We start from the raw sequence: 11,960 nt of genomic DNA, 5'->3' as shown, positions 1-11,960 counted from the left end.
GCGCGGGCTCTACCGGTTGGGCTTGAGGTAGAACCAGAGCTTTGCCTTGGGGTGGCACCAGGTGGGCTCGTTGGCGCCCGCGAGCTGCACGTGGAGCATGAAGTGCAGGGGCTTGTTCTTGGAGAACTTCACCGTCTTGTTGATCTTGTAGGTGCGCCACTCCTCCACACCCTTGGGGATGTACCACCCGTTCGCCTTGCGCCAGCGCTCGTGCTTGTAGCCGTCGTCCAGATAGGCCGAACCGACGTGCAGCTCACGCTCGTTGTAGTAGCGGACCTTGATGCTCTTGACGCGCGCGGACTTCCGGGTGACCTTGCCGAGGTTCCACACCACCTTCTCCATGGTGGAGGCGTGCGGCTTGCACTCGTTCCAGGACTCCCGGTTGTAGCCGATGTTGGCCGAGTAGACCTTCTGGCTCCCGTTCTTGACCTTGGCCTTGCTGGTCGTCGACTGCGGCATCTCGGCGCGGACGGAGACGCCGTCCGCCGCCTTCCCGGGGCCTTCGGACGCGCTCGCGGGGCCGGCGGCGGCCACCGTTCCGGCCAGCAGTGCCGCCGTGACCGTCAGGGCCGCGGTGGTGGGGGTGCGCATGACTCAGCCACTTCCTGTCGCTCGTTGTGCAACGCGGCGTGCGTTCCGTAATCAACCTATGGATGCGTGGTGCCTGAAGCCAGTGATTTGAGGGGAAGATGAGGTTGTTGTGGCAGAGGTGTCTTCATGGGCCAGGACGGTCGGAGTGAACGGCGTCGGTCTGGCGCTGCGCCCTTGGCGGGCGGGGGACGCGGCTGCGGTCCTGGCCGCCTTCTCCGCCCCGGAGATGACCCGGCAGGCGGACCAGCCGGTCGACTCCCTTGCTGCGGCGACCGGTTGGATCGGCCGCCGCTCCCGCGACCGTGACGCCGGTACGGCTTACGCCTTCGCCGTGGCGGACGAGAGCGACACGGCACTGGGCAACGTCGCGGTGGGCGCGGTGAACCGGGTCCACTCCACCGGCTGGGTGTCGTACTGGACGACTCCCGCCGCGCGCGGCAAGGGCGTGGCCGCGTACGGGTGCGCGGCGCTTGCCCGCTGGTGCTTCGACGAACTGGGCCTCTACCGCCTGGAACTGGGCCACCGCACGAACAACCCCGCCTCCTGCGGCGTGGCCCTCGCGGCGGGCTTCGCGGTGGAGGGCCTGCAACGCCAGAAGCTGGCGTACGACGGGGTGCGGTATGACGTGGAGTTGCATGCGCGGCTGGCGTCGGACGACGAAGTACCGGGGAGCCGCCTGTAACAACTTCCACCCGCCCGGCGTGTATCAGTCGAGAACGGCGGGCGGACGAGCCCGCCGTGCGAGGGATGGACGGGGGACGATGGCGACGCGGCCCGAAGGAACAGACCTGGATCACTGCGCCGGCTTCGACGCGTTCTACGCCGCCACGGCCAAAAGTCTGGTCGCCACGGTCTACGCGATGACCGGCGACCTGGCGGAGGCGGAGGACGCGGTGCAAGAGGCGTACGTACGGGCGTGGCAGCGATGGGACAAGCTCGTCGACGCGGGGGACCCACTGCCCTGGGTCCGGACCGTGGCGTCGCGGCTCGCCATCAGCACATGGCGCCGGACCCGCAACCGTGTGCGGGCCCACTTCAGACACGGGCCCGGCACCGACGTGCCGGAACTGTCCGCCGACCGCGTGGCGCTGATGGAGGCGCTGCGCGGACTCCCGCTCCAGCAGCGGCAGGTCGTGGTCCTCCATCACCTGCTGGACCTGCCCGTGGAGCAGGTGGCACGGGAGACGGGCGCCACCAACGGCGCCGTCCGCACCCGGCTCAGCCGGGCCCGCAAGGTATTGGGCGAACGCCTCGCCGACACGGCGGCGTTCCGCACGGAGGGGGCGGCGAGCCATGGCTGAGCTCAAGGGGCGGGTCGAGGTCGAGGAACTGCTCGACGACGTCCGGCTGAACCTGCCCGCCGGCGCCGAGCTGCGGGCCAGGGGCGGACGACGGCAGGCGAGGCGCCGGATCGCGCTGTCCACGGCGGCGGTCACGGCCGTGGCGGGGGCGGTGCTCTGGGCGGTTGTGCCAGAGGGCGGGGACGGCGGCAGGGATGTGCGTCCCGCCGAGCGGCCGGAGCAATCGCGTGAGTTCGGGCAGGACGACACCCCGTACAAGAAGGACGGCGTAGTCCGTCTGATGCGTGCGGAGCGGCTGCCGCTGGACAAGAAGTGGCACTGGCGGGAGGGCGGCCTCGGCGGTGACGTGAACCGGAGCATCCTGCGGATCGGACTCAAGGATGTCGGCTGCGCGCCGTTCGGCACGGGAAGCCTGCCGAGCCACGGCCGCCACACCCAGTCCTATCAGGGACTCAGCAACGCCGTCGCCCGGCACCGCTATGCCGAGTTCCGCACCGAGACCGACACCGACACGGTGGTCGCCCACCTGCGCAACGTGCTCGACAACTGCGGCATGGTGAGGCTAGGGCAGGGGCCCGACGCGTACTACACGGGGTCGGGCGCGGGTCCGAGAAGCCATCTCCGTGTCCAGCTGACGCACGGCGAAAGGTGGCTCTCGGTGGTCGAGACGCTGGACGACTTCGACCGGGCGCCCTGATTCACCCTGAGCCCGTCTTGCCGTAACGGCGCAAGGCGGCGGTTTCGATGGTCCAGGCGCTGAAGGGCACGGCATCCCCGAAGATGTACGGCTCTTTGGACCTGTAGCGGTCCCCGCACGGTTCGCAGTGCACTTCGATCGTTCCGGTCCTGGGGTCGACGATCAGATAGTGGTCGATGTCCATGGCCGGGTACTCGGAGAGCTTCTCGCCGTAGTCGTTGCCGGGATGAGGCCGGGGGGATGATTTCGATGACCGCCAGCACCTGTGTGGCGTCGACGGCGAAACCCTCCTCGTCCAGCGTGGCTTCGGGGATCACCAGGGCGTCGGGCCGGCGCATCCGGCCGAGCGCGGGGGACTCGATGAGGGGGTCGTTCGCGCAGATGTGGCCAGGGTGCGTCCCGGTGAGTTGCTCGCTCAGCTGGTCTCGGCGTCGGCGGACCGTGCCCACGTGCCGCGTCGAGGGGGACGTCATCGCCAGGACCGGACCGGAAGGCCCGCCCTCGACCTTCCAAGCCCCCTCGATGCGCTCGGTGAAAGCCTCGAGTTCCTCGGCGATCGTGCGCATCGTGGCGTAGTCCACGCCGACAGAGTAGATCCGTCACATCGGCAGTGACCGCAGTCGCACCGGCCCCTCCGGCCACCGGGCCCCCTCGTGCAGGGGCGTCACCATCGTGTGCAGGGGCATGGTGATCACCCGGTCCTGGGGCTGTTCGACCAGGACCGGGACCTCGGTGGGTATCGCCTGCCAGCCCAGGCGTTCGTACAGCGCCACCAGGGGCGGGCGGCAGAAGAGGAGGGCGTGGGGCGGGCCCATCGTGCGGGCGTGGGAGAGGGCCGTCGTGAGGATCCGGCGGGCCAGGCCCCGGCCGCGGACGTCGGGGGCGACGGCCACGCCGCCCACGCCGATGACCTCCGTGAGGTCGGAGCCCGCCACCGTGACGGGGAGGCGTCGGAGCCCCGCGTGTGCGACCAGGCGGCCGTCGACGCGTATGCCGAAGTGTTCTTCCTTGGGGAGCCAGGCCAGGCCCGTCTCCGCGACGCCGAACGGGTCCTCGCCGGTGCCGAGGATCTCCTGCTGGTCGGCCTGCGTGTACTCGGGCAGGCGAAGGCCTGCCGTGTCCTGTGTGGTCATCCCTGCATGATGCGGCAGAGGTCGCGCCGCGGTGGGCGGAGGGTCCGGAACCGGCCGCGCCCCGCTCGGGTCAGGGGGGAGGGCGGGCCGGCTCCGGAGGGGCGGGGCGCGCGCGTCAGAGCGACTTGCGGGTGGCGGGGATGGCCGGCTCGACCGGGGATTCCGGGTAGTGGCACGCCGTCAGATGGCCCGCCCCGTTCCCGTCGATCTGGACCAGCGCCGGGTCCTCCGACGCGCACTTGTCCGTAGCCTTCCAGCACCGCGTGCGGAAGCGGCAGCCCGAGGGCGGGTTCACCGGGGACGGCACGTCGCCCTTCAGGAGGATGCGTTCGCGGCGCGGGATGTCGTCCGGGGTGGCCTCGGGGACCGCGGACAGGAGCGCCCGCGTGTAGGGGTGGCGCGGGTTCCCGTACAGGCTCTCGCGGTCCGCGATCTCCACGATGCGGCCCAGGTACATGACCGCGACCCGCTGTGAGAAGTGGCGTACCACCGCGAGGTCGTGGGCGATGAAGAGGAACGCGATGCCCAGGTCCTTCTGGAGCTGCTGGAGCAGGTTGACCACCTGCGCCTGGATCGAGACGTCCAGCGCCGAGACCGGCTCGTCCGCCACGATCAGCTTCGGTTCGAGGGCGAGTGCGCGCGCCACTCCGATGCGCTGGCGCTGGCCGCCCGAGAACTCGTGCGGGAAGCGGTTGAAGTGCTCGGGGTTGAGCCCCACCGTCTCCAGCAACTCCCGGACGCGCGCCTCCCGTCCGCCCGCCGGGTTGATGTCGTTGACCTCCATCGGACCCGCGATGATCTTGCCGACCGTCTGGCGCGGGTTCAGCGACGCGTAAGGGTCCTGGAAGATCATCTGGATCTCCGAGCGGACCGGTGCGAGCTCCTTGCGCGATGCGTGCGTGATGTCCTGGCCGCGGTAGGAGATCTTGCCGCCGGTCGGCTCCAGGAGACGCGTGATCAGGCGGCCCGTCGTCGACTTGCCGCAGCCGGACTCGCCGACCAGACCCAGGCTCTCGCCCCCGCCGACGGTGAAGTCCAGACCGTCCACGGCCTGCACGGCGCCGATCCTCCGCTTGAACGGGAACCCGCCCATCACGGGGAAGTGCTTGGTCAGCCCGCTGACGTCCAGGAGGGGAGAAGGGGGCTTGGTGCTGCTCATCGTCGTGAAATCCCGTCTCTTGTACGTCTGTACGTCAGTCGGTGCGCGTGCCCGCGAAGTCCGCGAAGAACTCCGTGCGCTGCTCGTCCGTGAGGTGACAGGCCGCGCCCCGGCCCCCGGACAGCTCGAGGAGCGGCAGCTCGCCCGAGCAGCGGCCGTCCGCGACCTGCTCGGTGAACGCGCACCGCGGGTGGAAGCGGCACCCGGAGGGCGGGTTGAGGAGGCTCGGCGGCGTGCCGGGGATGGGGGAGAGCGGGACGTCCACCGGGCCTTCCAGGGACGGCATGGAGCCGAGCAGACCCCAGGTGTAGGGGTGCTGCGGGGCGCGCAGGACTTCCTTCTTCGTGCCCCGCTCCACGCACCGCCCGCCGTACATCACCAGGACGTCGTCCGCGATGTCGGCGATCACGCCCAGGTCGTGCGTGATGAAGATGATCGCCGTGCCGAACTCCTGCTGGAGGTCCTTCAGGAGGTCCATGATCTGGGCCTGGACCGTCACGTCGAGGGCCGTCGTCGGCTCGTCGGCGATCAGCAGCGCCGGATTGCAGACCAGCGACATCGCGATCATCGCGCGCTGGCGCATACCGCCGGAGAACTGGTGCGGATAGTCGTCCACGCGCAGGTCGGGCTGCGGGATGCCGACCTTCGTCAGCATCTCGATCGACCGGTCCCGCGCCTCCTTCTTGGAGGCACCCGTGTGCTTGCGGAACGTCTCACCGATCTGCCGGCCGATGGTGTGGTACGGGGAGAGGGACGCCAGGGCGTCCTGGAAGATCATCGCCATCTTGTTGCCGCGCAGCTGCTCCAGCTCCCGCTCGGTGGCGGTGAGCAGCTCCTTGCCGTCGAGGAGGATCTCTCCGTCGATGGCGGTGCTGTCCTTGTGGTGCAGGCCGAGGATGGCGAGGTTGGTGACTGATTTTCCGGAGCCGGACTCTCCCACGATGCCGAGCGTCTTGCCCTTCTCCAGCTCGAAGTCGAGTCCGTCGACGGCCTTGACCGTGCCGTCCTCGGTGGCGAAGTGGACGCGCAGGTCGCGTACGGACAGGAAGGGGGTGGTGCTCATCAGATCTCTCCCTGAGCCCTAGGACAGCCGCACGCGCGGGTCGATCAGCGCGTAGAGGGCGTCGACGACGATGTTGAAGATGACGATCGCGGTGGCCGCCACGAGGACCACTCCGAGCAGGAGCGGCAGGTCGCTCGTGTCGACCGCCTTCACCGACAGCTCGCCGATGCCGTGCAGGGCGAAGGTCTTCTCGGTGATGATCGCGCCGCCGAGGAGCACGCCGATGTCCAGGCCGAAGATGGTGACGATCGGGCCCATCGCGCCGCGCCAGGCGAAGCGGAAGAAGACCGTGCGGCGCGAGAGCCCCTTGGCCCTGGCCGTGCGGACGTAGTCCTCGTTCATCGTCTCGACCAGCTGCGAGCGGGCCATGCGGGTGTAGTTCGCGGTGAAGATGAGCGCGAGCACGAGCCACGGGATCAGCAGTCCGGAGAACCACTCCGCGGGATTCTCGGTGACCGGCGTGTACGCGGGCCGGTCCAGGAGGTGCAGCTGGTCGGTGAGGACGTAGACGGCGAACACGCCGACGACGTAGATCTGCATCGAGGAGGCGACGAGCGACGCCGACGACGCGATCTTGTCGACGGCCTTGCCCTGCTTGACGGCGGCCAGCATGCCGGTGCCCACACCGAGGACGACGAACACGACCGCGGCGCCCATGGAGAGCGAGACGGTGGTGGGGAAGCGGTCGAGGATGGTGGCGAGGACCGGTTCCCGGTTGCGGAACGAGTAGCCGAGGCAGGGCGCGTCGCAGAAGCCGTACGTGTCGTAGTCACGCCCGACGAAGATGCCCTCGAACCAGTGCCAGAACTGCACCGGCAGCGGGTCGGCGATCCCCAGGTTGTGCTTCACCAGTGCCAGCGTGTCCGGCGGGCAGACCTTGCCGCAGGCCAGGCGCGCGGGGTCGCGCGGGGCGGCGTAGAAGAGGAGGAAGACGATCGCGCTGATGATCAGCAGGATCACCGCGCCGCCGATCACGCGGCGAATGAGGAAGCGGAGCATGGCAGTTGGGATTCCTGACGGATGCCGTGAGGGAGGTGAGGGTCGGGGCGGGCCCCTTCGCAGAGTCGAAGAGGCCCGGCCCGGGGGCGGTCGTCAGCCCTTGACGTACGTCTTGTGGAGCAGCGTCGCCGCGAACTGCGGGTCGTGGATGGCGCCGCCGACCTTGGAGCCGTGCAGGTACCAGCGGCGCTGGTAGGTCTCCGGGATGATCGGCACGACTTCCTTCATGATCCGCTTGTCGAGCGCGGCCCAGGCCTTGCCGGCCTCCTTCGGGTCCGAGATCACGGCGTTCTTCTTGATCGCCTCGTTGATCCAGGGGACGTCGCACTGCGAGACGTTGTTCTGGCCGTCACCGATGGCCGTGCCGTCGAACATCGGCTGGATCATGGTGTACGCGGTCGGCCAGTCCGGGGACCAGCCGAACCACATCACGTCGAACTTGTTGTCCAGGCGCTGCGCCTGGTCGTAGAAGTCCGTCGAGTTGAGCGGCTTGATGACCGGCTCGAACCCCGCGGCCTTCAGGTTCTTCTCGATGACGATCTTGGTCTTGTCGTACGTGGGGCGCCGCGGGAAGGCGTACACGATCTTCGTGCCGAGCTTGCCGGCCTTCTTCAGGATCTCGTGGGCGCGCTTGACGTCGCCCTGCGGCTTGTCGAGCTTGCCGTAGAGGTCGAACTTCTCGCGGCCGACGATGTCGGGGCTGAGGATCGTCGTCGCGTAGTCGCCCGCGGTGGTGCCGCCGTAGATCTTGCGGCTCTGCTCCAGCGGCCAGGCGATGAGGAGGGCCTTGCGGACCTCGACGTCGGTGACGCGCTTCATGTTGATGGCGAAGTAGTAGGTGCCCGACGACAGGCCGTTGAAGCTGCGCTTCTTGAGGTCGGGGGTGGTGAGCACCTTCTGCATGCGCTCGGCGGGGATCGGCTCGTAGATGGCGACCATCTGCTGGTCCTTGCCCTGGTCCGCGATGAAGCGGTCGCAGGACTCGTTGCCGGTCGGCCCGAACTCGAACTCGAAGCTGTCCGGGTAGGCGTTGCGGATCGGGTCGGTCTCCGGGTCCCAGTGCTTGTTGCGCGTCAACGTCATCGACTTGTCGATGGAGCGGTGCTTGACGATGTAGGGGCCGCAGGAGAAGGGCGCCTTGTCGTACTTCTCCTTGGTGTCGTGCTTCACGGGCGTGGCCGCGTACGAGTGCATGGCCAGCGTGAAGTTGAACTCCGGGCGCGCTTCCTTCAGGTGGAAGGTGATCGTCTTCTTCGCCTTGTCGGTGACGATCGAGTCCAGGTGCTTGCCCTTGTACGGACCGTCGTACGCGTCACGCCACTTGCCGCCCTTGCCGGTCAGCGCCTGCTGGACGTAGATGGCGCCCTCGGTGACGAACGGGGCCCAGCCGCGCTCGAAGCCGTGCCGGACGTCGTCGACGGTGAGCTCGCTGCCGTCCTGCCACTTCAGGCCGTCCTTCAGCGTGAAGGTCCAGGTCTTGTTGCCGTCCGAGGCCTTTCCGGTGTCCGTGGCGAGGTCGCCGACGAGGATCTGGTGGCCCTCCATGTCGGTCTGGTAGCCGGTGAGGCAGCGCGCGTAGAGGTTGGCGAGGGAGGAGTTGTACGCGAAGTAGATGCGCTGCGGGTCCATGTGCGACACGTCGTCCTCGGCGACGCCGTAGATGGTGCCGCCCTTCTTGCCCCCGGGGACGCCGGGGGCGGGCCCGGTCGAGTCCTTCTCGGTGCCCACCTTCACGCTCGCGTTGGTGTACTCCGTGGCGCCGCCGTGCGATCCGCCGTCGCCTCCGCCCGAGTCGCCGCTGCTGCACGCGGACAGCACGAGCGAGCCGCCCGCCGCGACCGAGGTCGAGATGAGGAGGTTTCTGCGTGAGATTGCCATGTGGCTACCAACCCTGTGAGAAGGAGTAGAGAGCGGAGAGCGGGCGGCACGGCCCCGTCGCGCGTGCCTGCCCCGAGGAAGTGGTCAGCGGGGAGTGTCAGCGTCTGGTCTTCGGGTCGAGCGCGTCGCGCACCGAGTCGCCGAGGAGGTTGAAGGCCACTACGAAGATCACCATCGCGAGGCCGGGGAAGACCATGAAGGTGATGTCGTCCTGGTAGTACTTCGAGCCGTTCTGGATCATCACGCCCCAGTCCGGCGTGGGCTCCTCGAGGCCGACGCCCAGGAAGGCGAGGCCCGCCTCGGCGGTGACGAAGAGCGGGAGCAGGAGCGTCGCCTGGATCAGGATCGGCGTCCACAGGTTCGGGAGCAGTTCCTTGAAGATGATGCGTGCCGGTGAGGCGCCGGTGACCTTGGCCGCCTCCACGAACTCGCGCTCGCGCAGGGCGAGTACCTCGCCGCGGAGCAGGCGTGCCAGCGGGGCCCAGCCGAAGGCGGTCATCACGGTGATGAGGCTGGTGACGGTGAGCCACTGGGGGATCTTGTCCTCGGGGCTGACCAGGACCGAGATCATCACCGGGAAGAACGCGATGTAGAAGAGCGTGGACGGGAAGGCCAGCAGGATGTCGATGATCCGGCCGATGAAGTAGTCCGTCTTGCCGCCGATGTATCCGGCGGTGAGCCCGATGGTGATGCCGAGCAGGGTGACGAGCAGGGTCGTCGCGGTCGCGATCAGCAGGGAGTTGCGGATTCCGTAGAGCAGGAAGGTGAAGACGTCCCTGCCGAGGACCGGTTCGACGCCGAACCAGAAGTCCCCGTCGATGCCGCCGTTCGGCTTGATCGGGTAGTTGAAGTCGTTGAGCAGGCCCGGCTGGTCGAGTCCGTAGGTGTCGTACGGGTTCTTCCCGTACACCTTCGCGATCAACGGCGCACACAACGCCACGACGAAGAAGAAGATCACGACACACGCGGCGATCACGCCGGACTTGTCCCGCTTGAAGCGGGTCCAGGCGAGCCGTCCCGGTGAACGGCCCTTGCTGCCCTGGTCCTTGGGCGACGAGGGCGTGCCGTCTGTTTTCTCCGTCACTTCAAGCGTGGCGGCAGCGGCGGGAGTTGGGGAGGTCATGGCGCTCCAGGCCCGGAGAGGGACAGCAGGAATCCGCAGGACAACCAGCACCCACGGGCTAGGCGCGACTTTCGCAAGGCGTTTCCCGCGCGGTCAATGAATGGTGGGCCGCTTTGGGGTGCTCTTGAGTTCCTTGAGGGAGACTTTACTTGATCATGGGCATGCCATTGCGTGGGCGTAATCATGCGTGATGGACAAGGTGGGCCAGGGCGGGGCAACCGCGGCAATGAGTCCGATATGAGTCCGATATGCGGGCGCGAGCGTCTCGGAATGCGTACATCCGGATGGCCTGCGACTCATACGGGTGGGGTAAATGTGCGGTTCATTCCTCTTGCGGCGATATTTGGCGGTACGTAATCGCATAGCTGAGGACAGGAGGACTCCATGCGTGGAGCCACGCACGCCAAGTGGGCCGCATGTGCGGTGACCGTCGCTCTCGCTGCGACGGCCTGCGGCGGCGGAGGAAGCGGCGGCGGCGGTGGCGACGGCTCCGGCATCGTGAGCTCCTCCTGGGGCGACCCCCAGAACCCGCTGGAGCCGGCGAACACCAACGAGGTGCAGGGCGGCAAGATCCTCGACATGGTCTTCCGCGGCCTCAAGCGGTACGACCCGAAGACCGGCGAGGCCAAGGACATGATCGCCGAGTCGATCGACACCAAGGACGCCCAGAACTTCACGGTCAAGATCAAGGACAACTGGAAGTTCAGCAACGGCGAGAAGATCACCGCCAAGTCGTTCGTGGACGCCTGGAACTACGGCGCGAACCTCAAGAACAACCAGAAGAACGCCTACTTCTTCGGCTACATCGAGGGCTACGACAAGGTCCACCCCGAGAAGGGCGACCCCAGCGCTCAGACCCTCTCCGGGCTCAAGGTCGTCGACGACAAGACCTTCACGGTCAAGCTCAGCCAGAAGTTCTCCACCTGGCCCGACACTCTCGGCTACCCCGCCTTCGCGCCGCTGCCCAAGGCGTTCTACGACGACCACCAGGGCTGGCTGTCCAAGCCCGTCGGCAACGGTCCGTACACCGTGGACTCGTACACCAAGGGCTCCAAGATGTCCCTGCGCAAGTGGGACGGCTACCCCGGCGACGACAAGGCGCAGAACGGCGGTGTGGACATGAAGGTCTACACCGACAACAACACCGCCTACACCGACCTGATGGCCGGCAACCTCGACCTCGTCGACGACGTCCCCGCCTCGCAGCTCAAGAACGCCAAGAACGACCTCGGCGACCGCTACATCAACACCCCCGCCGGCATCATCCAGACCCTCGCCTTCCCGTTCTACGACAGCAAGTGGAACAAGCCGGGCAAGGAGAAGGTCCGGATGGGCCTGTCCAGGGCGATCAACCGCGAACAGATCACCGAGACGATCTTCCAGAAGACGCGCACGCCCGCCTCCGACTGGACCTCGCCGGTCCTCGGCGAGAAGGGCGGCTTCAAGGAAGGCCTGTGCGGCGACGCCTGCAAGTACGACGCCGAGCAGGCCAAGAAGCTGGTCGAGGAGGGCGGCGGCATCCCCGGCGGCACCCTCAAGGTCTCGTACAACGCGGACACCGGCTCGCACAAGGAGTGGGTCGACGCCGTCTGCAACTCCATCAACAAGGCGCTCGACAACGACAAGGCCTGCGTCGCCAGCCCCATCGGCACCTTCGCGGACTTCCGCAGCAAGGCCTCCAAGCAGGAGCTCGACGGCGCCTGGCGTGCGGGCTGGCAGATGGACTACCCGCTGATCCAGAACTTCCTGGAGCCGGTCTACTTCACGGACGCCCCGTCCAACGACGGCAAGTACTCCGACAAGGAGTTCGACAAGCTCGTCAACGAGGCCAACGGAGAGACGGACACCAACAAGGCCATCGGCAAGTTCCAGGACGCCGAGAAGATCCTCGCCAAGGACATGCCCGCCATCCCGCTCTGGTACCAGAACGGCAGCGCCGGCTACTCGGACAAGGTCTCCGACGTCTCGCTGAACCAGTTCAGCGTGCCGGTCTACAACGAGATCAAGGTCAACTGA

The 11,960-nt window shown here is 67.7% G+C and carries 12 protein-coding genes; 4 read left to right on the top strand and 8 right to left on the bottom strand.

The window, feature by feature from the left end; translation table 11 throughout:
• Window positions 1-9: 9 nt before the first annotated feature.
• Window positions 10-591: a hypothetical protein gene (locus DEJ48_RS13780; RefSeq protein WP_150216398.1), complete on the bottom strand. Its 582-nt coding sequence runs from the start codon at window positions 589-591 to the stop codon at window positions 10-12.
• 109 nt (window positions 592-700) lie between these two features.
• On the opposite strand from DEJ48_RS13780, the gene DEJ48_RS13775 reads away from it, so the two are divergent.
• The 3 genes from DEJ48_RS13775 (at window position 701) to DEJ48_RS13765 (ending at window position 2,589) form a co-directional block, all read left to right on the top strand.
• Window positions 701-1,273: a GNAT family N-acetyltransferase gene (locus tag DEJ48_RS13775; RefSeq protein ID WP_223832031.1), complete on the top strand. Its 573-nt coding sequence runs from the start codon at window positions 701-703 to the stop codon at window positions 1,271-1,273.
• A gap of 79 nt (window positions 1,274-1,352) precedes the next feature.
• Window positions 1,353-1,892 carry a SigE family RNA polymerase sigma factor gene (locus tag DEJ48_RS13770; protein ID WP_150216397.1) on the top strand — a complete coding sequence of 180 codons (540 nt, stop codon included), beginning with the start codon at window positions 1,353-1,355 and terminating at the stop codon, window positions 1,890-1,892.
• On the top strand, window positions 1,885-2,589 hold the full coding sequence (locus DEJ48_RS13765; protein ID WP_150216396.1) for a hypothetical protein: 705 nt from the start codon (window positions 1,885-1,887) through the stop codon (window positions 2,587-2,589). Before DEJ48_RS13770 ends, DEJ48_RS13765 begins: the two co-directional genes overlap by 8 nt.
• Window position 2,590: 1 nt before the next feature.
• Here the strand turns inward: DEJ48_RS13765 and DEJ48_RS40955 are convergent, their stop codons facing one another.
• The 7 genes from DEJ48_RS40955 to DEJ48_RS13730 form a co-directional block, all read right to left on the bottom strand.
• A complete protein-coding gene (locus DEJ48_RS40955) occupies window positions 2,591-2,773 on the bottom strand; it encodes a hypothetical protein (protein WP_317850913.1) in 183 nt (60 codons plus the stop codon).
• 415 nt (window positions 2,774-3,188) lie between these two features.
• Window positions 3,189-3,722 (bottom strand): GNAT family N-acetyltransferase, encoded by a 534-nt coding sequence (locus DEJ48_RS13755; RefSeq protein ID WP_150216395.1) that lies wholly within the window; start codon window positions 3,720-3,722, stop codon window positions 3,189-3,191.
• Between the two features lie 115 nt (window positions 3,723-3,837).
• Complete coding sequence (locus tag DEJ48_RS13750) at window positions 3,838-4,881, bottom strand: ABC transporter ATP-binding protein (RefSeq protein WP_150216394.1); 1,044 nt, start codon at window positions 4,879-4,881, stop codon at window positions 3,838-3,840.
• A 34-nt stretch (window positions 4,882-4,915) separates the two neighbouring features.
• Complete coding sequence (locus DEJ48_RS13745) at window positions 4,916-5,944, bottom strand: ABC transporter ATP-binding protein (RefSeq protein ID WP_150216393.1); 1,029 nt, start codon at window positions 5,942-5,944, stop codon at window positions 4,916-4,918.
• Between the two features lie 18 nt (window positions 5,945-5,962).
• Window positions 5,963-6,943 carry an ABC transporter permease gene (locus DEJ48_RS13740; protein ID WP_150216392.1) on the bottom strand — a complete coding sequence of 327 codons (981 nt, stop codon included), beginning with the start codon at window positions 6,941-6,943 and terminating at the stop codon, window positions 5,963-5,965.
• A gap of 93 nt (window positions 6,944-7,036) precedes the next feature.
• Window positions 7,037-8,821, bottom strand: coding sequence for an ABC transporter substrate-binding protein (locus DEJ48_RS13735; RefSeq protein ID WP_150216391.1), 1,785 nt, complete (start codon window positions 8,819-8,821; stop codon window positions 7,037-7,039).
• Between the two features lie 97 nt (window positions 8,822-8,918).
• Window positions 8,919-9,944, bottom strand: a complete 1,026-nt coding sequence (locus DEJ48_RS13730; protein ID WP_150216390.1) for an ABC transporter permease — start codon at window positions 9,942-9,944, stop codon at window positions 8,919-8,921.
• Between the two features lie 384 nt (window positions 9,945-10,328).
• Between DEJ48_RS13730 and DEJ48_RS13725 the strand changes: the two genes are divergently transcribed.
• The gene (locus DEJ48_RS13725) at window positions 10,329-11,960 is read left to right on the top strand and encodes an ABC transporter substrate-binding protein (RefSeq protein WP_150216389.1); all 1,632 of its coding nucleotides are present in this window, start codon (window positions 10,329-10,331) and stop codon (window positions 11,958-11,960) included.

The sequence above is a fragment of the Streptomyces venezuelae genome (genome assembly GCF_008642315.1).
Taxonomy (GTDB): Bacteria; Actinomycetota; Actinomycetes; order Streptomycetales; family Streptomycetaceae; genus Streptomyces; species Streptomyces venezuelae_D.
Note: the sequence above shows the minus strand (reverse complement) of the source record. Positions and strands in the feature narration are given on the sequence as shown.